Raw genomic sequence first — 24,646 nt, 5'->3', positions numbered from 1 at the left:
GTAGTAGGTGGGCTTTTTATTTGGTGTAATATATTGAAATGGATTTAGTTAATTATTTACGACTATTCACGGTAAACTTATTACGCGTAAGTAAATAAGATGTATGTCTCATACTCAGACTAATCTAAAAAACCATATTTATTGTATGTAATTAATGTAGTTGATACTAGATAAGCTACAATAGCTAACACACTCACTATTTAAAAAAGGGCAAGCGATGAAGCTAAAAATTAAGTTGTTGTTAGCCGCATTCGTTGTTGTTTGCCTAATTGCTGTCGTTTATTTCTCTTTTGTGCGCAGTGATGAAGTGAAAATTGCCACTGTTTTATCTACCGAACCCATTAGAGCAACGCGTATGGTGGAACATGAAAACTGTTCGGTCACGGGCATTCTAGGCACATTCACGCAAGAGTCGTTATCTCGTTGGCATCCTGCGCAACGCGAATGCAGAACCATTTTGATGATCCAATCCTTACAAGGCAGGTCGCTACCTCCATTCTCCAGCAATGAACCAAGAACGTGTGTGATCACCAAAAGTTTAGAGCAGATTATTGTGGGTTATGATGTGATTTACCGTATTGGCGATACGATTGGTAAAGTGAGAATGCCGTATGAGCCAACGGTGTTTATTCCTCTAAATGAAAATGGGCAGTTAGATTTAACCATGTCCAGTAAAGCGGCATGTGAAACCCTACGTGAAGGGGCAAAAGGCATTTTGCCATTCTACTGTATGAAGCCAGATGACCTACCAAAAGCTTACCAACCGTCTACCGTACTGGAAGTTAAAACGGGTAAAAATACCTTTGGAATGTTTGAGTAGAAAGAGAAAGCATGCTGAAAAAATTACTGGAATTTTTAGGTTTCAGGTCACGCAATATCCCCTCATTTAATGAACTCATGTTGAAAGCCAAAAGTGGTGACCTCGATGCGCAGTACGAGATTGGTACTCTATATGATGTGGGGGAAGGGGTTGAAGAGAATGAGGAAAAAGCCATTGAGTGGTATCTGAAAGCCGCTAGCCAAGGGCATGCTCAAGCGCAATATATGATGGGAATGATGTATGAAACCAGTGAGCGTTTATCTGATGACTCTCACCAATCCTTAGAATGGTTCCAAAAATCTGCGGCGCAGGGCAATAGCGATGCTCTGGGGCACTTAGAAGTGATAGGTCATTCGATAGAGAATAAAAAGTAGTCATTTATTGGTTAAAACCACATAAAAAAAGCCATCGAAACATAATGAATCGATGGCTTTTTTGTTGTCAATTTCTGGCTTATGACGCTAGCTGATGCTCATCAAAATCAGCGACTAGCTGCTTGATAAAGTCTAAACGCGTCGCTCTGTCGGCTAAATCGTGGAAGAATTTCAAACGGACAGGACCTTCCATACGGAACGTTTTCGGCTGATTTTGCAGTAAGCTGATTAAGAACATCGGGTCGACTTTGTTGCGTTCATTGAATTCAATAAATCCGCCTTTTTCATGAGCTTCAATCCGCTTCATGCCCAGTTTCTGCGCTTGTAAACGAATGCCAGCTGTTGACAGCAAGAATTTACCTGCATCAGGTAAAGTACCAAAGCGGTCAATGAGTTCGATACGCAGCTCATCCAGTTCGGTCTGATCTTTAGCACTGGCAATACGTTTATAGAAAGACAGGCGGATATTCACATCATGGATATATTCATCAGGCAGAAGTACTGGCATACGCAGTTCCACTTCAGTTTGCTGACTGGTGAGATCCTCTAGGGATGGCTCGCGTCCTTCTTTCAGTGCATCGACCGCACTTTCGAGTAGCTCCATATATAAGGTGAAACCGATGGTGGTCATCTGCCCACTTTGGTCTTCCCCCAATAGCTCGCCAGCTCCACGAATTTCAAGGTCATGGGTCGCCAGTGCAAAACCAGCCCCTAAGTCTTCAAGAGACGAAATCGCTTCGAGGCGTTTTTGCGCATCGGTGGTCATGGCTTTTGGATGCGGCGTCAGCAGGTAAGCATAAGCTTGGTGATGGGAACGACCCACACGACCGCGTAGCTGATGCAACTGCGCTAAACCAAAGTGGTCTGCACGTTCAATAATAATGGTATTTGCGGTTGGGATGTCGATACCCGTTTCAATAATCGTGGTGCAGATCAGGACATTAAACCGTTGATGGTGGAAATCTGTCATGACTCGCTCAAGTTCGCGCTCACGCATCTGCCCATGACCCACAACAAATCGCGCTTCTGGCACTAAAGCTTCAAGACGGGCTTTGGCTTTTTCGATATTTTCCACATCATTATAAAGATAATAAACCTGACCGCCGCGTAACGTTTCCCGCAGAATCGCTTCGCGCACCACTAAATCATCATATTGGCGAACAAAGGTTTTTACAGCTAAGCGACGAGCGGGAGGGGTTGCGATAATTGATAAATCTCGCATGCCACTCATCGCCATATTGAGGGTGCGTGGAATTGGCGTCGCCGTTAAGGTCAGAATATCCACGTCAGCGCGCATCGCTTTAATGCGCTCTTTATGACGAACCCCGAAGCGGTGCTCTTCATCCACTACCAGCAAACCCAGATCTTTCCATTGAATATCGCTTTGTAGCAATTTATGGGTACCAATCAAAATATCCACTTTACCTTCGGCGGCATCGCTAATAATTTGTTGTTGCTCTTTGGCCGTTTTAAAGCGCGATAGCATTTCGATACGTACTGGCCAATTGGCAAAGCGGTCGCGGAAATTATCATAATGTTGCTGGGCTAATAGCGTGGTAGGAATCAGTACAGCCACTTGCTTATTATTGTTGACCGCTAAAAATGCGGCGCGCATGGCGACTTCTGTTTTACCAAAGCCCACATCGCCACAGACTAAGCGATCCATTGCCAGCGGCTGGCACATATCACTCAGTACTGCATTAATTGCCATCTCTTGGTCGGTGGTGGTTTCGAATGGGAAACCTTGGCAAAACTCTTGGTACTGCTCTTTATCATGTTTGAAGGCGAATCCGGCTTTTGCAGCTCGCTGAGCATAAATATCCAGAAGCTCGGCTGCCACATCCCGTACTTTTTCCGCCGCTTTTTGGCGAGCGCGTCCCCAACTGTCACTACCCAACTTATGCAGCGGTGCATTTTCATCGGCTCCACCTGCATAACGGCTAATTAAATGTAATGAAGAAACAGGGACATACAGTTTATCTTCGCCTGCGTAGGTGAGAATCAAATACTCGGCGGGAACACCTCCCGCTTCTAAGGTGATTAAGCCTTGATAGCGTCCGACACCATGCTCAATATGAACCACGGGTTGCCCCGGGCGTAACTCAGCAAGGTTACGAATGAGCGTATCGGTATTGATGGTGCGGCGTTGGTCACTGCGGCGGCGAACAACTCGCTCACCCAGTAAATCGCTTTCGCAAATTAATGCGCGGTGGCTCTCTGGCTGAATAAAACCGTGCTCAGCTGCACCAATCGTAATGGCAAAGCGGTCTTGGGTTTGACCAAAATAATTGCTGATAATTTCAGGGCGGATTTTCAGGCGTGCGAGTAATTCACTCACCGTTTCTCGACGTCCTTCACTTTCTACGGAGAACACAATCGTGCCATCAAACTGTTCGGTGAACTGCCGCAGTTTTTCCAGTGGGTTTTTACTTTGCCCTTGGGTGCTAATATCTGGAAGTGGCTGATAGTCTAAATTAGTATTGGCAGCTTTCTTCGGTAATTTTTCCGTAGACAGCTGTACCCGAGGCCAATTTTTTAAGTTCTGATTCAGTTGTTCGACGGTTAACCATAACTCTGCAGGGGGAAGCAATGGGCGCATTGGGTCAACACCACGGCTTTCATAACGCTGCTGAGTATCTTGCTGGAACCGCTCTGCGGGTTCTTGCAGATTTTGTGAAACAAACAGGGTGTTAGCGGGTAAGTATTCAAATAAAGAAGGTAGCGGTTCAGCGAAAAACAGCGGCTGCCAATACTCAATTCCACTTGGCAGGGTGTTTTTACTCACTTGCTGATAGATATGTTCCGGATCACGACGAACTTCAAAGCGTTCGCGCCATTGGCTACGAAAACGCTCGATAGCGTCTTTATCGGTCGGAAATTCGTGAGCAGGCAATAAGTTGATTGCGCTGACTTCTTCTAAAGTGCGTTGGGTATCGACGTCAAAGGTGCGTAGGCTATCAATTTCATCATCAAAAAAGTCGATACGAAATGGCAGGTCGCTACCCATTGGGAATAAGTCGAGTAATGCACCGCGAATCGCATATTCCCCATGCTCAAGGACTTGCTCAACATGGCGGTATCCGGCTTTATCCAGTTCGTCTCGTAGGTTATCGCGCGAGAGCTTATCGCCTTTAGCCATCACTAAGGCATGCCCCGTTAGAAAATCAGCAGGGCATACTTTCTGCATTAAGGTATTAACGGGGAGGATCAGCGCCCCTTTTTGCAGGGTTGGTAAGCGGTATAGAGTGGATAAACGGTGAGAGATGATTTCTTGATGCGGCGAAAAATTATCGTAAGGTAACGTTTCCCAATCCGATAGTGTCTCTATAGGGTGTTGGGTAAACTGTTGAAGTTCATCACGAACACGTAATGCGTTTTGCATATCACGCGTGACAATCACCACAGGACCTTGATGGCGTTCAATCATTTCTGCGCATTCTAAGGGACCCGCAGCACCAATTAAGCAGCCTAAATGGCGGACATCTCCAGCACGACTGGGCAGTTCATAACGATAATTTGACGACATAGAAATATTCAGCTTCTCATAGCTAACTAGTTAATTAATGATTAGTTAGGCAATTAAAAATTAATTAAACGACCCACAGAACTCATTGAGTAGTCTGAAAGTGATCTAAACAAATAGTATTTATAATAAAAAAAACCACAAAAGCGCGGTTGGGTGGTTCCATTCATCAATCGTACCCTTTATTATCCCTGAACACTTCGCTTTGGCAACAGGGACATTACGTTTTCATGCATCAATCTGTCTCACTCTTTATAGGTCTGCGCTATATGCGTGGGCGCGCGGTCGATAAATTTGGACGTTTTGTGTCCAGCTTGTCGGCGATAGGCATAACCCTTGGTGTTGCGGCATTGATCACCGTGACGTCTGTGATGAATGGTTTTGAACGTTCGTTACAAGATAGCATACTTGCTTATATGCCACAGGCCATATTGACCTCAAATACCGGAAATATCGATCCCAATCAACATCCCATCACGGACTTAAAAAACCTCAAAGGCGTTAAGAAAATCGAGCCGATTGTTCAGTCGGAAGTGGTTTTACAAAGCCGAACTAACGTGGGGGTGGGCATGATGGGGGGAATTCGTTCCGATGAATCTTCCTTATTACTCGATAAGCTGATAAGCGGGGATCGCCGTGATTTAATCGATGGGGAATACAACGTTTTTCTCGGTAATCGACTGGCGGAGACTCTTGGCGTAAAACGCGGTGACCAAGTGCGCTTGATTATTCCCGGTGTGAGCCAATTAACCCCTATGGGGCGTATACCCAGCCAGCGTTTATTTACGGTCGCGGGTATTTTTCAAACCAATGGCGAAGCGGATACGAGCGAATTGATTGTTGCTCAGCCTGATGCAGCGAGAATGCTACGTTACCCAACCGGAAATATTACTGGCTGGCGTTTATATCTGGACGAACCTCTGCAAGTGGATGTGGCGAGCAAACAGACACTACCGGAAGGGTTAGTTTGGACAGATTGGCGTGAGCGTAAAGGCGAATTTTTCCAAGCAGTAAGAATGGAAAAGAACATGATGGGTCTGCTGCTGAGCCTGATTATCGCGGTGGCGGCCTTTAACATCATTACGTCGTTATCCTTATTAGTCATGGAAAAACAAGGCGAAGTGGCGATTTTGAAAACCTTGGGGCTCAAACGTAGCAAAATTCTGACTATCTTTATGATCCAAGGTGCCGGCGCGGGCATTATAGGTACATTGATTGGTACCGTGTTGGGTACGTTGCTATCGAGCCAATTGAACGTAATTATGCCGTTAATTGGCTTATTACCGCGGGGAGTGTCACTCCCGATTGTACTCGACTATCCGGGTATTTTAATTATTGCGCTGTGCGCGATGCTGATTTCTTTGCTGGCGACGCTTTATCCTTCTTGGCGTGCGGCAGCGGTACAACCTGCTGAGGCTTTACGATATGAATAATCAACCACTTCTGGTCTGTGAACATTTAAGTAAGATTTATCAAGAAGGCGCACTCTCCACAGAAGTGTTAAAGAATGTCAGCTTCACGATGAATGAAGGCGAAACTATGGCTATCGTAGGTAGCTCTGGTTCCGGTAAAAGTACCTTATTGCACCTACTTGGCGGGTTAGATACGCCATCCCAAGGGAATGTCATTTTCCGTGGGCAGCAGATTAACCAGCTTTCTTCCGACGCCCGTGCGGCAATTCGTAATAAAGACCTCGGTTTTATTTATCAATTCCACCATTTATTGCCTGATTTTACGGCATTGGAAAATGTGGCGATGCCACTGTTAATTGGCGGTGTGGCGAAAGTAACGGCGTTTGCTAAAGCCACTGAAATGTTAAAAGCGGTAGGGTTAGAGCACCGAGCTAATCACCGTCCATCTGAATTATCCGGTGGTGAGCGCCAACGTGTTGCGATTGCCCGCGCATTGGTGAATGACCCAGCGTTAGTGCTGGCGGATGAACCAACAGGTAACCTCGATTTGCGTAATGCGGATGCCATTTTTGAATTACTGGGTGAGTTAAACCGTAAGCAAAAAACGGCATTTTTAGTGGTCACTCATGATATGAAACTGGCGAGCCGTTTATCCCGCCGTTTAGAAATGCGGGATGGTCATCTGCAACAGGAAATTACGTTGGGGGCAATGTAATGATTAAAATGCCTCTGACGCTATTAGCGGCATTGCGATTTAGCCGAGGACGCCGTAGGACAGGCATGGTGTCTTTGGTGTCGATTGTCTCGACCCTCGGGATTGTTTTAGGTGTTGCGGTATTAATTATCGGTTTAAGTGCCATGAATGGCTTTGAGCGAGAACTGAATAACCGCGTGCTTTCGGTGGTGCCTCACGGGCAAATCTACGCCGTTGAAGCCCCTTATCAAGATTGGGAATTCGCCCAAAATGTGATCCGCAAAACGCCGGGTGTGCAAGGGGTCAGCCCCTATGTGAATTTCACGGGGCTACTTGAACGTGGTGCGAACCTGAAAGCCATCCAGATTATGGGCGTTTCTCACGAGACGGAATCCCAAGTCAGTGCATTGCCTGAGTTTATCCTAAATGATGCGTGGCAACATTTTGAGGCGGGTAAACAGTCAATCATTTTAGGGCAAGGGGTGGCAAATTCGCTGAATGTAAAAGTCGGGGATTGGATAACAATTATGATTCCGAATACCGATGACAGCATGAAAATTCAGCAGCCTAAGCGTATTCGTGTCCAAGTAACGGGGATTTTCCGTTTAAGTGGATTACTCGACCATCAGCTTGCTTTAGTTCCGCTGGCGGATGCACAGGAATATCTCGGTTATGGAAACGGCATTAGCGGTTTTGAGATTAAAGCTAAAGATCCTTTCGAAGCTGATAAAGTGGTGTATGACGCTGGGCTGAAAACCATGCATCATGTGGTGGTGAAAAGCTGGATAGGTGATTACGGCTATATGTACAACGACATTCAAGTGGTTCGCAGTGTTATGTACTTGGCGATGATTTTAGTCATCGGGGTCGCTTGTTTTAATATCGTTTCCACGCTAGTGATGGCAGTTAAAGATAAAAGCAGCGATATTGCGGTACTGAGGACATTAGGGGCAAAAGATAGGCAAATTCGTGCTATCTTCCTGTGGTACGGGTTAATCGGAGGGCTGGTTGGCTCACTTATCGGCGTGGTGCTGGGGGTATTAATCTCCCTGAATTTAACCACGATGATTAAGGGACTTGAAGTGATTATCGGTCATCCTATCTTATCAGGGGATGTCTATTTTATTGACTTTCTGCCTTCAGAATTGCATGTGATGGATGTGATTTACGTGCTGTTCACCACGGTTGTTCTGAGCTTATTAGCCAGCTGGTATCCAGCAAGACGCGCAAGTAAGTTAGATCCAGCGCGTATTCTAAGCGGTCAGTAATCAATAAGGCGCGAGTGGAAACAGTCGCGCCTTATTTCATCATGTTATCTAAGGCTATTTCATCAAATTCTCAAGGTACATCTGCTTATAGCTGCGAGTTTCAATTAATGCTTCTGTAAAACCATAGTGTTGCGCGGTAGACAGTAATTTGGTGTACAAGTTGTCTAACTCGCTCTCATCGTCCGTCATAATCGCAAATTCAGCAAACCAACCAATACCTTCTAAGTCATCAATGGTGATATGAATGTCATCCAGAAAATAGATGCTGCGCTGTTTTGCAATCGTTAGGTAACATTGATATCCCAAGGTACTCAGCATACTTTTGACATGTTGGCAGTCTGCAATATCAATCGCTTTACACTCGGAGCTGCTTGGTCCTTTGACTATCCAGAGTTTGATCCCAGACGGCGTCATCTCCCGCACGGACATACTGATATTTTGTGCTGTTAACTGCCCATCTTGATAATCAAAAAAGTCATCAACTTCATGATTATTTACGGTAAATGCTTCAGCGTTATCATTGATAAGCTGTTTAAGAAAAGTGTCAGAATTGGGTAGTTTGAACTTAATTTCGGCTTCAAATTTCCCGACAAAATGGTCACTCATTCTGTTATCCAAGGCTGTTTTAAATGATGGATTAGGTGAGTGGATAGTAACATAGGGAATGATGGCGTGGCTGAAGATAATGTTAAGCCGTATCAAAGAATAGCGGAATAATTAGGTACGAAAAGCTATTCTCGTACCTATGGTTTTCAATGCTAAGGTTTTCAATGCTAATGACTGTTTTAAACTCCAATAACAGCATCAAGGGAAATCGAATTCGCAACCAACAGATGCCCTGCGTGGTTAAGGTGGAGATGATCGCCAGAATCATAGATTAATGCTAATTGCTGAGGATTTTGTGAGTCGCGCACAAGTTGTTCTGTGTCAATTAATACGTCAAATTCACCACTAGTGCGTATCCATTCATTTAATTCTTGGCGAATAGCTTCTTTTTCGGGGGCATAGAAGTTATCTAATCCATATTCGTCTGTACAACGTAACGGAACAAGAGTGACGCCGACGACGCGAATATTATGCTGATGCGCCATATCAAGTAATTGACGATAACCTTCAATCAACTGGCTAGCGGAAGGCATCATATCCGCAGGCGCTAGGGCGGTTTGTGCAAGCCCAATATCATTGAGACCCACTTGTACAATGCAAGTGGTTACGCCAGCTTGCTCAATAACATCCCGAGTAAAGCGAGATAATGTACTGATGCCAATACCATCTTTGAGTAAGCGAGAACCCGATTGCCCTGCATTGATCACCGCTGTGTGCTGAGAAACGGCACGTTCAGCAAAAAAATCCACCCAACGGTGATAAGTTCCCATTTCGACACCGTTGCCATCCACCATGGAATCGCCAATAACGACAATCGCTTGGCTTGGCGCCTGATTCTGAATTTCAACAGCTTCTAATAATAAGCGCGAACTAATTGGTAGGCTTTCTTTCGTTGTTTTGGAGTGAACATCATTACCCGATGTTAGTTGAGAATAATGTCGCGCATCCCAATGAAAAGTCTCTACAAGCGTAGGATCCGGTAGATAGGTTCGTAGGGTGACTTCAGACAAATCGTCAATAGGATGAATGATTTCATCACTGTACGCTACTTGTCCTGCGGGGATAGAAACACCAGATTGTCCATTAAACAGAACAGGTGCGCTCCATGATTTGCCAGATGGTGAGTTTACAACAATGGCATTTTCACCTAATGCTAAGGCTTGAGAGCCATAACGATTCGAAAACACAAGGCGTAACTGCTGCCCGCCTAATGTGATACGCAGCGCTTGTTGTAGGGTTTGGTTATTCAATAAGGTTGGGATCTCCAATGGAAACGGAAATGCCTCTCCGGTGGTGGGTTGAGATGTTGAAAGCCATGTGCAAACCCATGCATGACTGGGAGATGAACCGAATGAGGACATAGCGATTTTTTCCTAAAATTGAAGCGAATAATCAGTGGGTAGTTGATGTTGAGATAAAAGAATCAAACGCGGTCATAGCAACGTTAACCATCGCGAGCAACTGAGCTTTACTCACCCCGTCGCGAGCTTGAATCGAAATGCCGTGAAATAGTGTCGATATATAATCGCCAAGTGCTTGGGTGTTCGTTTCCTTGGGTAAATCTCCTTGAGTTACACCCTTATTTAAACGTTGTATGATGGCGGTGGTACGGTCTTTCCGGTAATTCGCTAGCCAAGACATAATGTTTTCATTTTCACTGGCATAGTTGGTCAGTGATAAAACTACCATGCACCCCTGTGGATGCGTTTGTTGGGTGTAAGTTTCGACAGCTTGGGTTAATAACTGTGTTATTGCTAGACGCGTATTAGGCTCTTGTAACGCGGTATCTGCAAAAGCGCCTTCTTGGCTTAGATACAGGGCGATAGCTTCGCGAAATAGATTTTCTTTCGAGCCAAATGCCGCATAAATACGAGCAGAAGCGATGCCCAGAGCTGAGACTAAATCTGACATCGACGTGCCTTCATAACCGCGCTGCCAAAAGACAAGTTTAGCTTTATTCAATGCCGCGTCTCGGTCGAACTCTCTTGGTCTTCCCGCCATAACTATGATCCCCTTAAAACATGATAATGATGCGCTGAATGAGAATGCGTTCATACTATCACTTCTTTGTCGAATGACAAATAATTATTCTTTATCGATTGACAAAGAATTAAAAAAACCTTTAACCTATTCATTGTTGATCGACAAACAATTAATGCAACTCGTGAATGAGTGGCTTTTTACCCACATAAAAGTGTATGGAACAAATATGAATTCGGTATTTAAAAAGGTGTTACTCGTTTCTCTGATGACGCTCTCTTTGCAAGCAACAGCTACGTTAGCAGCAGGAAACCTAACTCATACAGCCAAAAGTGCTACGCCTCCAACCATTGAAGCGAATGAGACCAGCTTTAAACATCACTATGTGAAAGTGAACGGGCAGCGCCTTCACTATGTTACCGCTGGGGAAGGTGAGCCAGTTTTATTGATCCCCGGTTGGCCACAAACATGGTACACGTGGCGATATGTGATGACGGATCTCGCTGCTAATGGTTATACCGCTATTGCTGTTGATCCATTGGGAACAGGGTATTCTGATAAGCCAGAAAGTGGTTATGATACGGGCGCTGCCGCAACCACATTGCACGAAATGATGAAGCAACTGGGCCATACTCACTATTCAGTGATAGGGCATGATATTGGCATGTGGGTAGGGTATGCGCTGGCCAGTGATTATCCCGCAGACGTGAAAAAGATAGCCTTAACCGAAGCGGTTATTCCAGGGTTAGCACCTGCACCGAGTATTTTCGTTGATCCTGAGGAGAATATTTTCCTCTGGCATTTTATGTTTAACCAAGTGCGAGATTTACCGGAAACGCTGACGGCAGGTAAAGAGCGTGAGTATCTTAACTTTATTTTTGATAATTGGGCTTATCGTCGTGATCGCGTTGCCGCGCAGACATATATAGATGCGTATGCTTCTCCGGGGGGGCTGCGAGCTGGTTTTGCCTATTATCGTGCTATTCCACAGACGATTGAGCAAAATAAACAGCGAGCGCAGAAAAAGCTCACCATGCCAGTATTGGCGATTGGAGCGGATCAGGCAACCCGAGATGCGCCACAATTGACATTACAGGGGCGAGCAACCCAATTACAAGGGGCGATGCTGGGGGAGTGCGGTCATTTTGTGACGGAGGAGTGTCCTGAGCAGTTGATGAGCCACATTTTACCGTTTTTGAAAAAATAATATTTGAAACAAGAAGGGAAGCTACAGTGAGCTTCCCTTTTTTATGCCAAACTGCGTGTATTGAGAGAGATTAATACTTCGCTTTCTTGGTCATTTTATCTAAATAACCCATCACAAACGCTGACAGCACGAAGGTTAAATGAAGGATCACGTACCACATCAACTTATCGTTTTCGACGTTTTTGAGGTTCATGAAAATCTTCAATAAGTGGATGGATGAGATGGCGACAATGGAGGCAGCCACTTTATTTTTTAATGACGTTGCATCCATAGTCCCAATCCAATTCAGCTTTTCATGATGATCAGATAAATTTAATTGGGAGACGAAGTTTTCGTACCCTGAGAACATCACCATTACCAGTAATCCACCCACCAGCGCCATATCAATCAGCGATAGCAGCGTGAGGATCAAATCAGATTCTGGAATGTTAAAAATATCGGGCAGAATATGAAATACTTCTTGGAAAAATTTGATGGTTAACGCCAGCAATGTCAGTGATAGTCCCAAATAAATGGGCGCAAGGATCCAACGTGAAGCGTACATCATTCTTTCAAAAAACTTTTCCATGGAAATCCTTCAAATAAGAGAAACCAAAATAGTGAGATGGCGGCTATTTTAGCCGTTAGGTGTGATGGGGATAAAGTTTTTTGTCATCTGAAAGTGAAAAAAATGTCTTTTTGATGATAAAAAAGTTATTAAATCGAGGTTATTGAGATATTTGTTTTACTTTGCAGGAGATGAAGGGGTTTAGTATGTTACTATCTAAATTATGTATAAATAACATAATTTACCATGTTTATATTTCCACTTTTTATACCGACAAATTCACTGCAAGGATGAAAGGAAATTTCCGATGTTGCGATTTCGCCGTAGATTGAAAAAAATAAGTAAAAATAAATGTAAACGCCGTCAGCGACTTCGCAATCGTTCTTACTACATTGATAATAGACTGCTCAGTATGCAAAACATTAACGTGGTTGTATTAACCGGTGCGGGTATTTCTGCAGAGTCAGGGATTCAAACCTTCCGTTCGGCAGATGGTTTATGGGAAGAGCATCGCGTGGAAGATGTGGCAACACCTGAAGGATTTGCTCGTGATCCACAATTAGTTCAGCGCTTTTACAATGAACGTCGTCGCCAGTTGCAACAAGATAATATTCAACCGAATGCAGCGCACTACGCATTAGCAAAATTAGAACAAGCGCTAGGGGATAGATTCCTGCTAGTGACGCAGAATATTGATAATTTACATGAGCGTGCGGGTAGCAAGCGCGTAGTTCATATGCACGGTGAATTATTAAAAGTACGTTGTAATTGGTCAAATCAAGTCCTTGAATGGAAAGGGGATTTATCCGTAGAAGAGCGTTGCCACTGCTGCCAGTTCCCGCAGCCACTACGCCCACATATTGTGTGGTTTGGTGAAATGCCGTTTGAAATGGACAGGATCTACCAAGCACTTGGAGAAGCCACGCTGTTTATTTCTATCGGGACATCGGGGCATGTTTATCCAGCGGCAGGGTTTGTACATGAAGCGCGTTTACAAGGCGCTCATACCGTGCAATTGAATTTAGAACCAAGCCAAGTGGAAAGCGAATTTGAAGAGCGCCATTATGGATTGGCGAGTAAAGTGGTTAGTGAATATGTGGATGACTTGTTGGCAAAGTTAAACCGCTAAGAATAAATATAAAAGGGAGCTTTGGCTCCCTTTTATATGCACGGAGCAAATTAGGTTGATATCACACGTTTTCATCTAACATAGCGGGCATAGTAATTTCTTTTACACAGGTGGCGCTGCTGGTGCTAAGAATAAAGCGCACTGCATTCACCACATCTTGCAGCGGAATTAACGCACCTTCACTTTTTTCAATCACCTCATTCACTGGCATAGATAACGGATATTCCGTGGCGAGATAACCTAAATTCAAAATAGAAATGCCAATATTATCTTGGCGCAAGGTTTCTCTCAGTGATTGTACAATCCCACGCAAGGCATATTTGGTTGCGCTAAAGGTGACTTCTTTACCATTATGATTATCCAACCCCCACGTAGAGCCAATTAAAATAATTTTACTATTGGTGCCTAAACGCAAGTTGCTAAGAAGTGCTTTCAAATTCAACAGGCAAGCACTGATATTGGTCTGGATCATGGTGAGTAATTCAATATCGCTGGTGGACTCGAAATCATATTCTTCAGTAAAGGCGAGCTTTTCCCAAATGCCGACATTATAAATGAGGGTATCAATGGGTTTTTCGCCTAGCTGCTTTTTGATAACTGAGGCCGATTGAGTATCGCTAAGATCAGCGGGTATCCAGTGAAATTGCGTATCACCAAAAGGTGGTTCAGTGCGAGAAACACCGTACACAGTATCAGTTTGGTCAGGGACTCCTTCAACTAATGCTTTACCTAACCCTTTACTGACACCGTAAATTAAAAATGTTTTTGCCATCGTATTCCCACCTTAGAAATTATTCTATAGCGCATTTCGTTATATAAGATAGTCATTATATAACATGTTACTTAACGCGTTGCGTTATCCAAAAGTGCAGCCCAAAATGAACAATAAATTAAATTAATTAGTTATCTTCCTCACTCTTTAGCTGCAAATCTGATTTGAAACAATAATTGTTTCTGTGATCTTTCCCATAATATCCCCATTGATATTTAGGGGGAGGAAGTATGGACAAACTCTTGGAGCGGTTTTTTGAATACACTGCGTTTGATACACAATCAAAACTGAATGCAAAAACAGTACCTAGTAGCACTGGCCAGCTAAAATTTGCCCGCGCGTTAGCCAAAGAATTAAATATCCTTGGCTTTGAAAAAGTGACGCTGTCGGAACATGGCTGTTTAACGGCTATCATGCCATCCAATGTTGATTGGGATGTGCCTGCGATAGGCTTCATTTCGCATTTGGATACCGCCCCAGATTATTCGGGCAAAAATGTGTGCCCGCAAGTACTTGAGAATTATCGAGGTGGCGATATTGCTCTGGGCATTGGTGATGAAGTTTTATCCCCCGTTATGTTCCCTGTATTGCACGAAATGATTGGCAAAACGCTGATTATGACTGATGGCAAAACCTTATTAGGGGCGGATGATAAAGCGGGTATCGCAGAAATTATTACCGCGATTGTGCGTTTAGAAGGGCAAAATGTTCCACACGGAAAAATCTGTGTTGCCTTTACGCCAGATGAAGAAATTGGTCGTGGTGCACAACATATCGATTTTAAAGAATTTGATGCTCGCTGGGCTTATACCGTTGATGGTGGTGGTGTCGGTGAACTCGAATTCGAAAACTTTAACGCTGCCAACGTCTCTATTAAAATTGTGGGTAACAATACCCATCCTGGTAGCGCCAAAGGTGTGATGGTCAATGCGTTGGGTTTAGCAACGCGAATCCATTCTATGTTACCGGCGGATGAAACACCTGAAAATACGGAAGGTTACGAAGGCTTTTATCACTTAACGTCCATTAAAGGTAACGTGGAAAAAGCGGAAATGAACTATATTATCCGTGATTTTGACTTAGCCAATTTTGAAGCGAGAAAGAAAAATATTATTCGTATCGCAGAAAAAGTGGGTGAAGGGCTGCACCCAAGCTGCTATATCGAGCTGACATTGGATGATAGCTACTACAATATGCATAAAGAAGTGATGAAATATCCGCATGTTGTTGAATTAGCGAAACAAGCGATGCTGGACTGTGATATTGAGCCTGTTATTAAGCCTATCCGTGGGGGAACGGACGGTGCGCAGTTATCATACCGGGGCTTACCATGCCCGAATATTTTTACTGGTGGCTATAACTTCCATAGTAAACATGAGTTTATTACTCAAGAAGGAATGGAACAGGCGGTAAGCGTGATTATGAGAATTGCGGAATTAACCGCTATCCATGCAAAACGTAATACTGATAAATAGTTTTGATGCGTTCTTAATATAAAAATGCCCCGATGTGATGATATTCGGGGCATTTGCTGTTTGTTGGCGGTTAATTATAGGACTAATTAGTCGTCAAAATACCAATATCCGCTATTAATCAATGCTGTCATTAAGGCGATAAAATTGACATCGTCTAATGCATCACCAAGATTTGCATGGTTGACGGAATCGAAACGGCACAGGCTATCAGCGGCTTCATAGCATTTAGTCTCTAAAGACTCACCGTTAACAAAGAACTGATCACCAACACGAAGAGCACGCAACCCATTGAGTTTATATAGAGTTTCTTGCTGTTCTTTCAATAAATTATAAATCTCATCTTGTTCATAAGGCGGCTCTGGCGGTGCCAAATCCAGCTCGTGACGTGATTGAGAAATAAATTCACCTAACCACTTACGGAATAGCTCTGGATCATGAATCAGTGATTCCATCATTTCGCGCAGCTTAATCTGTTCGCCTTGCAAAATTTCAGCCGGATTATCACGGAAAGAAAGGTCAGGGTCGCTGTAGCGATAGCTGCCTAAATCATTGGAAATTAAATGGTCAGCAAAGCTGCTCATTAATTCACGAGCATTAGGCGCGCGGAAACCGACAGAGAAATTCAGTGATGGCTCAATGGCATAACCTTCGTGGGGGAATCCAGGTGGGATATACAGGATATCACCGGGTTCCATCTCTTCGTCAATAATGGCGTCAAAAGGCTGCACTTGCAGTAAATCAGGATGTGGGGAGTGTTGCTTCATTGGGATCTTTTCCCCAACACGCCAGTGACGACGACCTTCGCCTTGAATAATGAATACATCGTATTGGTCGAGATGAGGACCTACACCACCACCCGGAACGGAGTAGGAGATCATTAAATCATCCATACGCCAGTCAGAAAGGACACGGAAAGGTTTCATCAGTTGCGCACTTGGGTAGTGCCAGTGGTCAACGGCTTGAACCAAGATTGACCAGTTTTTTTCACCTAAATGGTCGTAGCTTTCGAATGGACCGTGGGCGACTTGCCAGAGCCCATTTTGATGGCTGACTAAACGGCTATCAACCTCATCTTCCATCGCTAATCCCGCGAGTTCATCAGGCGAGATAGGATCAATAAAACGCGTAAAACCCTGTTTGATAAGCAGAGGTCGTTTCTGCCAATGACTGTCCAGAAAACTCTGCCAGTCAAGATTCAGTTTATAATCCATCTTATTGTTCCCTAGTTATGACAAAACTTCCTAAATAGTATACCGGAAATGGATCGTAAAACAGGGCTTAGAGGGCGTCAGTTCACAGATTAGCCATCTTCATTGACGGATGAGTGAATTATCTTCATTTCCGCCCTAGCTATCATTTGTTAATGACCTAACTATCTTCAATCACCGCTTGCTGCCTAAAGGTGACGGCGACGCGAGCACCCCCAAGTGGACTATCTGAAATGGTAATTTCGCCATCATATTGGTCGATGATATCTACTGCTATCGATAGCCCTAAACCTTGCCCCGGTCGCAGGGTATCGGCGCGTTGTCCACGCATAAATATCATACTGCGTTTACTTTCGGGAACGCCAGGACCATCGTCATCGACAAAAATGGTTAGGCTATCATGATCGGCAAGGGCAGTGACTTCCACAAACTCAAGGCAGTATTTACAGGCGTTTTCCATAACATTACCCATCACTTCCATAAAATCATTAGGCTGACCCAACCATGTGATTTCAGGGGAGATATCGACGGTGATGGAGACACCTTTGTTGAGATACACTTTATGCAGTGCGCTAGAGAGGCTATCCAAGATAGACGGCACCGATGCGATTTCCCGTAACATCAGGTTTTCATCCCCTTGGTTAGAGGCACGATGCAAATAGTAGCCAACTTGCTGGGAAATACGCCCAATTTGCTCCAACATGATGGGTTCTGCTTGTTCGATGGTCATCTGTTTACCGGAACGTAGAAGCCGCAATGTGGATTGTAAGACCGCCAACGGGGTTTTTAGGCTGTGAGTTAAATCGGACAATGTAGTGCGATATTTGCTATAGCGTTTGCGTTCGTTGCTCAGCAAAATATTCAAGTTTCGCACTAAGCCTCGCAGTTCTGCTGGCGGGTTTTCATCCAGCGTTTCGCGTTCCCCTTTTTCGAGGCTACTAATTTGCGAAATCAGTGACTTAATGGGGCGTACACTCCAATAGGCTGCAAGCCATAATAGCGGGATCACCAGTATAAAGTTGGCGAGTAACACGTAGCCAAACCAGTCCCAGACAACGCCAGTGCTTTGTAAGTCTTGCGGTAACGTATCGACGACGACAATCGTCAGCGCTGGCATCGTTTCCGTTTCTAAATATTGGTTAACTGAAACGGAGTGAGTTAATGGCTCATCAATATTATCAATGTCATTGAGTCGATGGCTGTAGTCTGGGTTATTGTTCATCAATTGGCGCGTTTCATCGAAATCGGTATCAATTTCGTATAACCCATTCTTTTTCAACCAATCGAGTTGAATGAGACGTTCGACGCTAGGGACTTCACGTTGGCGCCAGACGGTTTGCCCATTTTTATCATAAATAATGATCAAAGAGGGGTTATTCAACGTAAAGTTTGGGGGAACGCGAATATCAATTTTATTATCTTGCCACTGAGCAAGGCTGTAAATTAGGTTACTTTGGCTACGTAGTAACGTGTAGGTCGTTCGGTCAAAACTGACCAAATAACCCACAACAGCGACAATCCCATAAGCGAGGGTTAGCGCCAGAATGACGGCTGACGTCGCACAAATAAAACGCGCCTGTAAAGAGATGGGTTTGAACCTAAATTTACGCAGTTTCATATTAGCTGTTCACATCGAAACGGTAGCCTTGACCTCGAACAGTAACAATCACTTCTTGGGCATGGAACTGTTGGATTTTTTTACGTAAACGTCCCATAAGTACATCGATAGTGTGGCTTTCTCGTAACTCTGCATCTGGATAGAGTTGGCGCATGAGGGAGTCTTTACTGACCACTTTTCCATTATTGCGCAGCAAGGTTTCAATAATGGTGTATTCAAACGCAGTGAGTTTCACTGACTCGCCGTTAACCGTAAATTCTTTACGGGAAAGGTCGATAATAAAGTTTTCTAGCTCAAGCACTTGAGAGGCTAATCCACTGTTACGGCGCATCAGCGCTTGCATACGTGCGACCAGCTCTTCTAATTGAAAGGGTTTGGTGACATAGTCATCTGCGCCACTATTGAGCGCTTGAACCTTTTCTTGCCAGCTTTCGCGTGCAGTTAAGACCAGAAGCGGAATGCTGACATGGTTGCTGCGCCAGCGTTTTATCATGGAAAGCCCATCTTCATCCGGAAGACCTAAATCCACTACCGCAATATCGGGATGGCTTTCATTCAGGAAATAGTCCGCTTCTTTTGCATCTTCAGCAGAATCCACTTGATGACCTAACTCTTTGAGTTGAACCGTTAAATGGTGACGAAGTAGGGCATTATCTTCGACGATAAGAATGCGCATCTGAGAACCTCACATAAAGAAAGCATGCAAATGATAATATTATAATGAGTATGGTAGAAAGAGATGGGATAGGGAACAAGATCTTAACTAAATATAAGTCAAACAGATCGGAAAAATAGTCAAATCTGAGATTTTTTGGAAAGCGGGCTAAACAAATAAATAGAAAAAAAGCAGGCGACACGAATGCCGCCCGTTTTAATCATTATTGATTACTTGATTTCATCAATAAAATTAACGGCATAGCCAATGTAGTTGGCAGGCGTCATTGCTTTCAGACGCTCTTTTTCGCTTTCTGGAAGCTCTAAACCATCGATAAACTGCTTCATGCCTTCAGCGGTAACGCGTTTACCACGAGTTAATTCTTTCAGTTTTTCATACGGTTTTTCGATGCCATAACGACGCATTACGGTCTGGATTGGCTCAGCCAGAACTTCCCAGTTTTGATCTAATTCATCCAGTAAGTGCTGTTCGTTAACTTCTAACTTGTTTAAGCCTTTCATTGTGGATTGGTAAGCAATCAGGGCATAGCCTAAACCGACACCTAAGTTACGCAGAACGGTTGAGTCAGTCAGGTCACGCTGCCAGCGAGAAACCGGCAATTTGCTTGCTAAATGACCTAATACTGCGTTTGCTAAACCTAAGTTACCTTCCGAGTTTTCGAAGTCGATAGGGTTAACTTTGTGCGGCATAGTGGATGAGCCAATTTCACCCGCAATCGTTTTTTGCTTAAAGTGATTTAGAGCAACGTAGCCCCAAATATCACGGTCAAAATCCAACACGATAGTGTTGAAACGCGCAACACAATCAAACAGTTCTGCGATATAGTCATGCGGTTCGATTTGGGTAGTGAACGGGTTCCATTGAATGCCCAGTGAGGTCACGAATGTTTCACTGAATTCGTGCCAGTTAACTTCCGGGTAAGCGGCAATGTGGGCGTTATAGTTACCGACCGCACCATTGATTTTACCTAAGATTTCCACTTGCTCTAACTGGCGGAATTGGCGCTCTAAACGGTACGCAACGTTAGCAAATTCTTTACCAATAGTGGATGGTGTTGCTGGTTGACCATGAGTACGTGACAGTAAAGGTAAAGTACGGTATTCGTGCGCCATTGCTTTAACTTTATCAATAATTTGACGCCATTGTGGCAGTAAAACCTCTTCACGAGCAGTTTTCAGCATCAATGCGTGGGACAGGTTGTTGATGTCTTCAGAAGTACAAGCAAAGTGAATAAATTCAGAGACCGCATGCAATGCAGGAATGTGCGCCACTTTTTCCTTTAGGAAATACTCTACTGCTTTAACATCGTGGTTAGTTGTGCGTTCAATTTCTTTGATACGCATTGCATCTTTTTCGCAGAAGTTCGCGACGATTTCATCTAAGTAAGCGATTGCGTCAGCATCAAATGAAGGAACTTCTTTGATTTGAGCGGTTGCAGCCAGTTTTTGCAGCCAGCGAACTTCAACTTGCACACGAAATTTCAGTAAGCCAAACTCACTAAAAATAGTGCGTAAAGCGCTGACTTTATCACCGTAACGGCCGTCAATCGGGGATACAGCGGTCAGTGAGGATAATTCCATTGGTAGCAACTCCAGATTTATAGGTGAGACAAAATTTGTTTCGCCTGATTAGACAGACGGCTTCGAGAAAACATCAGTTGGAGGCGACTTCCACCAACTTGCTGCCAGAGAACTGCGCAGCGGATACCTGCGAGCAATGTGGCTCTAACTTTGGCTTGAACAACGGTGTTTTTCAGAATATCAGGGGAGCCTGTCACTTGAATTCGAGGACCTGCTGGACTGACTACATCCACATAAATTCCGGCGAGTGCGTTAAAAACACCTTCAGACATCGGTTCGAAATAGCTGGCTTGACGCTCAAATTGCTCAATTCGTTGACCGAGTTGGTTCATGGCATTGTCATCTTTGCTTAAGCGGCGCTCTAGCGCCATGATGCTAAGCATATAGCGGGTCATCTCAGCAGAGATCCCGCTATTACCCCCGGTCAACATACCCAGCAGGGCAGTTAAACCGGTTTTTAAATTTGCTTCGTCATTACCGAATACATCCAGCGTGCTGGATGGATTCATGTTGGTCAGGCTATCGACCATGGTTTTACCATCTTGCTCATTAAAGGTACCTTCATGAGCGAGCTTTTGTACCATCAGACTTGCTTGGCAGATACCCGCTAAGGCTAGCGTGATATCGTAATAGTTTTTAGCCACATTTACTCCTGAATACGGGCTTCAATAACGCCGCCACCGAGGCAGACTTCGTCGATATAAAATACCGCAGATTGTCCCGGAGTAACAGCTGCAACCGGATAATCGAAAGTGACTTGGATTTTCTCGGCGCTCAATGGGGTGATTGTACAAGGGATATCCGCTTGACGGTAACGGGTTTTCACCACGCAGCGCAATGGCTCAGTTAATGTTTGTCTATCAACCCAATCTAATTGCTGAGCAATTAAGCCTGTAGACATTAAACGTGGATGCTCATGGCCTTGCGCTACAATCAATTGATTTTTTTCAACGTCTTTATCGACTACATACCATGGCTCTTCAGAACCGTCTTTGGTGCCGCCAATGCCTAACCCTTTACGTTGACCTAATGTGTGGTACATCAACCCTTCGTGCTGACCAATGGTTTCACCGTCAACGGTGACGATTGGACCTGGTTGAGCAGGGAGATAACGTCCGAGGAAATCGCGGAATTTACGCTCACCAATAAAGCAGATACCGGTAGAATCTTTTTTCTTCGCAGTCACTAAGCCAATTTCTTCAGCGATGCGACGTACTTCAGGTTTTTCTAATTCACCCACTGGGAATAAGCTTTTTGCCACTTGTTCATGGCTGAGGGTATACAGGAAGTAGCTTTGGTCTTTATTATTGTCTAAGCCCCGTAATAGCTGGCTTTTGCCGTCAACATCACGGCGACGCACATAGTGACCCGTTGCAATATAATCTGCGCCCAGATCTTCGGCAGCAAACTCTAAGAACGCTTTAAATTTGATCTCTTTGTTACACAGAATATCTGGGTTTGGGGTACGACCGGCTTTGTATTCTTCTAAAAAGTGTTCGAATACATTGTCCCAATATTCAGCGGCAAAGTTGATGGTGCGCAGTTCGATACCGAGTTTGTCGCATACCGCTTGTGCATCTGCAAGGTCAGTCGCTGCAGTGCAGTATTCTTCGTTATCGTCTTCTTCCCAGTTCTTCATAAACAGACCGACCACCTGATACCCTTGCTGCTTGAGCAGGTAAGCGGAAACGGATGAATCAACACCACCGGACATACCGACGATGACCTTAATTTGGCTGTTATCTGATTTGGTACTGTTATTTGACATGGGAAATAGTCTCAATGCGGAAAAATCAAGCCCCATACTTTAGCACGTTGCCCCCTTGTTGCACCAGCGTTAGGAGAATAATGTTACTCGTAATGGTCACCGAAGGCGGCCAAAACGCTCAAAGGATAGTGAGTACCCTCTTGGTAGCAGAGGATACTTTGGGCCACTAAAGGGGATCGAAGGCATTGGCTAGTCAGAATTTCTTCTGCGCTAACCCAATGACAAGCGCTGATATCATCATCATGGGGATGGGTTTCGCAGGGAGCATCCAGTTCAAGAGAGAATAAGACGCGAATAAATTGGGTTTTATCGGGGGCTATCCACTGGTGAATTTTAATTAATGCCTGCGGTTCGCCAATAATGCCAGTCTCTTCATACAGTTCGCGGGCGGCAGCTTTCACTAATGTTTCATCGGCTTCAAGGTGTCCTGCGGGTTGATTCCATGTGGGTTTATTATTCACCCACTCTTCGACCACTAAAAAACGTCCTTGGGCATGGACAATGGTGGCAACGGTAACATTGGGCTTAAACAACAGAGACCTCCTTCCATTCGCCGGAAGATAAGTTATCGAGCGTAAAATTCCCCATGGCGTAGCGTATTAATCGCAATGTGGGAAAACCAATATTGGCAGTCATACGACGAACTTGCCGATTTCGTCCTTCATAAAGCGTGATCTTCAACCAAGAAGTGGGAATGTTCTTACGCTCACGGATCGGTGGAACTCGCGCCCATAACCATTCTGGCTCACTGACTAACTCAATGCCTGCGGGTAGGGTGGGTCCGTCATTTAGGGTTAATCCTTGACGAAATTTTGCAAGTGCGCTTTCATCGGGAATGCCTTCTACTTGAGCATAGTAGATTTTTCCGGTTTTTTTCTGCGGCTGGGTAAGCTGAGCTTGTAATTTGCCGTCATTAGTGAGAACGAGCAGACCTTCACTGTCTCTATCCAAGCGCCCTGCGGCGTAGACATCGGAGATAGGGATATAGTTTTTTAACGTTTCTCGCCCTTGCTCATCCGTAAATTGCGGCAACACATCAAACGGTTTATTAAAAATAATCACTTTGCGTGGCTGAGTTGGACGAGCCACGCGAGAAGATGAATTCGTTGGCAATGAACGACGTTGCTTTGACGGTGAGGATGTGTGCTTGGTGCGGTTACGGTTAGGTGCGTTCATAATATTTTATTGAGAGTCATTCATGTAATGCGCAATAGAATAGCGATATTTTGTCGATAAAGTAAGGCTGTTTGGGTGGGTTATTTAAGGGAGAGATATAGCAATCAGCAAGTAGCTCTCCCTTAATTTATCGGATATTGATTTGTGACTTACTGATTTATTTCATCGATAAAACGAGAGAAAGCGATAAATATTTTCTCTATCAAATGTACACAAAGAGCGTGTTCTTCATCTGTATAATTAATGGTATCAATTAATTCTGCATCACTGCCCATCGTATGACCGGATTCGTGAGCTAAGTGAAGATCACCGCAATATTTAAGTGGTACAGGAGATAATTTAGCGATTTGATTGATGTACGTGAAGAATACGCGTCCCGTTGATTCTATGCTTTCAATGATAGCTAAGCGAATTTGGGCGGGCTGATTAGCAATGGCGCTGACCAATTCATAGGTGAGCTTACGGTTAGCTTCCATTTGTGGCGACCATAACCATACTAAGGTATCTGTAAAAAGTTGTGGCTCATTCATACGCAATGTGCGGAGATCATCGATATACCAATACCAGTGATCCGAATCTTCTAACGCATGATTATTCACCGCAATTTCTAAATCATCTTGAGGATTTTCAAAGGGAAGGATGTATTTATTAATGTCCCCAAACGCCAAGATAAAGAAAGCTATTTTGGGTAGGAACGCCAGTGACTCCTTGATGGGTAACGATGGGTCAATAGGATTGTGAAAAAAAGGATGCTGTGAAAATGCTTTTTGCTTGAAATTGATTAAGTCTGATAACTTTTCCATATATTCACCT

At 44.3% G+C, this 24,646-nt stretch carries 23 protein-coding genes; 8 read left to right on the top strand and 15 right to left on the bottom strand.

Going from position 1 to position 24,646, the window contains the following annotated elements:
* The first annotated feature begins 217 nt into the window (after positions 1 to 217).
* Complete coding sequence (gene umoD / locus JK188_RS07970; RefSeq protein ID WP_036953106.1) at positions 218 to 820, top strand: UmoD family flagellar biogenesis regulator; 603 nt, start codon at positions 218 to 220, stop codon at positions 818 to 820.
* Between the two features lie 11 nt (positions 821 to 831).
* Entirely contained in the window at positions 832 to 1,194 is a 363-nt protein-coding gene (locus JK188_RS07965; RefSeq protein WP_211885928.1) for a tetratricopeptide repeat protein, read from the top strand.
* Between the two features lie 79 nt (positions 1,195 to 1,273).
* Here JK188_RS07965 and mfd read toward each other — a convergent pair whose 3' ends face one another.
* Entirely contained in the window at positions 1,274 to 4,720 is a 3,447-nt protein-coding gene (gene mfd / locus JK188_RS07960) for a transcription-repair coupling factor (RefSeq protein WP_211885925.1), read from the bottom strand.
* 227 nt (positions 4,721 to 4,947) lie between these two features.
* Here mfd and lolC point away from each other — a divergent pair, with 227 nt between their 5' ends.
* The 3 genes from lolC to lolE are packed head-to-tail and all read left to right on the top strand — an operon-like array spanning position 4,948 to position 8,091.
* Positions 4,948 to 6,150: a lipoprotein-releasing ABC transporter permease subunit LolC gene (gene lolC / locus JK188_RS07955; protein ID WP_211885923.1), complete on the top strand. Its 1,203-nt coding sequence runs from the start codon at positions 4,948 to 4,950 to the stop codon at positions 6,148 to 6,150.
* A complete protein-coding gene (gene lolD, locus JK188_RS07950; protein ID WP_211885921.1) occupies positions 6,143 to 6,844 on the top strand; it encodes a lipoprotein-releasing ABC transporter ATP-binding protein LolD in 702 nt (233 codons plus the stop codon). Before lolC ends, lolD begins: the two co-directional genes overlap by 8 nt.
* Positions 6,844 to 8,091, top strand: coding sequence for a lipoprotein-releasing ABC transporter permease subunit LolE (gene lolE, locus JK188_RS07945; protein WP_211885920.1), 1,248 nt, complete (start codon positions 6,844 to 6,846; stop codon positions 8,089 to 8,091). The genes lolD and lolE overlap by 1 nt, the downstream gene beginning before the upstream one ends.
* A 54-nt stretch (positions 8,092 to 8,145) precedes the next feature.
* On the opposite strand, the gene JK188_RS07940 is transcribed toward lolE, so the two are convergent.
* From JK188_RS07940 to JK188_RS07930, 3 genes are all read right to left on the bottom strand, one after another.
* On the bottom strand, positions 8,146 to 8,697 hold the full coding sequence (locus JK188_RS07940) for a class IV adenylate cyclase (protein WP_211885908.1): 552 nt from the start codon (positions 8,695 to 8,697) through the stop codon (positions 8,146 to 8,148).
* A 179-nt stretch (positions 8,698 to 8,876) separates the two neighbouring features.
* The gene (locus JK188_RS07935; RefSeq protein ID WP_211885906.1) at positions 8,877 to 10,058 is read right to left on the bottom strand and encodes an SGNH/GDSL hydrolase family protein; all 1,182 of its coding nucleotides are present in this window, start codon (positions 10,056 to 10,058) and stop codon (positions 8,877 to 8,879) included.
* 31 nt (positions 10,059 to 10,089) lie between these two features.
* The gene (locus JK188_RS07930; protein ID WP_211885904.1) at positions 10,090 to 10,698 is read right to left on the bottom strand and encodes a TetR/AcrR family transcriptional regulator; all 609 of its coding nucleotides are present in this window, start codon (positions 10,696 to 10,698) and stop codon (positions 10,090 to 10,092) included.
* Positions 10,699 to 10,906: 208 nt separating this feature from the next.
* On the opposite strand from JK188_RS07930, the gene JK188_RS07925 reads away from it, so the two are divergent.
* A complete protein-coding gene (locus JK188_RS07925; RefSeq protein WP_211885902.1) occupies positions 10,907 to 11,884 on the top strand; it encodes an alpha/beta fold hydrolase in 978 nt (325 codons plus the stop codon).
* 70 nt (positions 11,885 to 11,954) lie between these two features.
* On the opposite strand, the gene JK188_RS07920 is transcribed toward JK188_RS07925, so the two are convergent.
* Positions 11,955 to 12,452, bottom strand: a complete 498-nt coding sequence (locus tag JK188_RS07920; protein ID WP_154603597.1) for a TIGR00645 family protein — start codon at positions 12,450 to 12,452, stop codon at positions 11,955 to 11,957.
* A gap of 289 nt (positions 12,453 to 12,741) precedes the next feature.
* On the opposite strand from JK188_RS07920, the gene cobB reads away from it, so the two are divergent.
* Positions 12,742 to 13,560, top strand: a complete 819-nt coding sequence (gene cobB, locus JK188_RS07915; RefSeq protein ID WP_211886428.1) for a Sir2 family NAD+-dependent deacetylase — start codon at positions 12,742 to 12,744, stop codon at positions 13,558 to 13,560.
* Positions 13,561 to 13,621: 61 nt separating this feature from the next.
* Here cobB and JK188_RS07910 read toward each other — a convergent pair whose 3' ends face one another.
* Positions 13,622 to 14,332 (bottom strand): SDR family oxidoreductase, encoded by a 711-nt coding sequence (locus JK188_RS07910; protein WP_211885894.1) that lies wholly within the window; start codon positions 14,330 to 14,332, stop codon positions 13,622 to 13,624.
* A gap of 230 nt (positions 14,333 to 14,562) precedes the next feature.
* Here JK188_RS07910 and pepT point away from each other — a divergent pair, with 230 nt between their 5' ends.
* Positions 14,563 to 15,807 carry a peptidase T gene (pepT, locus tag JK188_RS07905; RefSeq protein ID WP_036953126.1) on the top strand — a complete coding sequence of 415 codons (1,245 nt, stop codon included), beginning with the start codon at positions 14,563 to 14,565 and terminating at the stop codon, positions 15,805 to 15,807.
* Between the two features lie 86 nt (positions 15,808 to 15,893).
* Here pepT and JK188_RS07900 read toward each other — a convergent pair whose 3' ends face one another.
* The 9 genes from JK188_RS07900 to JK188_RS07860 form a co-directional block, all read right to left on the bottom strand.
* Positions 15,894 to 17,018 carry a ribosomal protein uL16 3-hydroxylase gene (locus tag JK188_RS07900; RefSeq protein ID WP_211885892.1) on the bottom strand — a complete coding sequence of 375 codons (1,125 nt, stop codon included), beginning with the start codon at positions 17,016 to 17,018 and terminating at the stop codon, positions 15,894 to 15,896.
* 157 nt (positions 17,019 to 17,175) lie between these two features.
* Positions 17,176 to 18,633, bottom strand: a complete 1,458-nt coding sequence (phoQ, locus tag JK188_RS07895; RefSeq protein ID WP_211885884.1) for a two-component system sensor histidine kinase PhoQ — start codon at positions 18,631 to 18,633, stop codon at positions 17,176 to 17,178.
* 1 nt (position 18,634) lies between these two features.
* Positions 18,635 to 19,309 carry a two-component system response regulator PhoP gene (gene phoP / locus JK188_RS07890; protein WP_211885882.1) on the bottom strand — a complete coding sequence of 225 codons (675 nt, stop codon included), beginning with the start codon at positions 19,307 to 19,309 and terminating at the stop codon, positions 18,635 to 18,637.
* A 209-nt stretch (positions 19,310 to 19,518) separates the two neighbouring features.
* Complete coding sequence (purB, locus tag JK188_RS07885; RefSeq protein ID WP_154627130.1) at positions 19,519 to 20,889, bottom strand: adenylosuccinate lyase; 1,371 nt, start codon at positions 20,887 to 20,889, stop codon at positions 19,519 to 19,521.
* Positions 20,890 to 20,906: 17 nt separating this feature from the next.
* Positions 20,907 to 21,533 (bottom strand): high frequency lysogenization protein HflD, encoded by a 627-nt coding sequence (hflD, locus tag JK188_RS07880; protein WP_211885881.1) that lies wholly within the window; start codon positions 21,531 to 21,533, stop codon positions 20,907 to 20,909.
* Between the two features lie 2 nt (positions 21,534 to 21,535).
* Positions 21,536 to 22,657: a tRNA 2-thiouridine(34) synthase MnmA gene (mnmA, locus tag JK188_RS07875; RefSeq protein WP_036953133.1), complete on the bottom strand. Its 1,122-nt coding sequence runs from the start codon at positions 22,655 to 22,657 to the stop codon at positions 21,536 to 21,538.
* 83 nt (positions 22,658 to 22,740) lie between these two features.
* On the bottom strand, positions 22,741 to 23,190 hold the full coding sequence (locus tag JK188_RS07870) for an NUDIX domain-containing protein (protein WP_211885880.1): 450 nt from the start codon (positions 23,188 to 23,190) through the stop codon (positions 22,741 to 22,743).
* The gene (gene rluE / locus JK188_RS07865; protein ID WP_211885879.1) at positions 23,183 to 23,833 is read right to left on the bottom strand and encodes a 23S rRNA pseudouridine(2457) synthase RluE; all 651 of its coding nucleotides are present in this window, start codon (positions 23,831 to 23,833) and stop codon (positions 23,183 to 23,185) included. Before rluE ends, JK188_RS07870 begins: the two co-directional genes overlap by 8 nt.
* 149 nt (positions 23,834 to 23,982) lie before the next feature.
* Positions 23,983 to 24,646, bottom strand: a 664-nt coding sequence (locus JK188_RS07860; protein WP_211888633.1) for a hypothetical protein, incomplete at its 5' end; no start/stop codon positions are given.

Source organism: Providencia sp. JGM181, assembly GCF_018257375.1.
GTDB lineage: Bacteria > Pseudomonadota > Gammaproteobacteria > Enterobacterales > Enterobacteriaceae > Providencia > Providencia lanzhouensis.
This window is presented reverse-complemented; position numbering and strand designations above follow the sequence as displayed.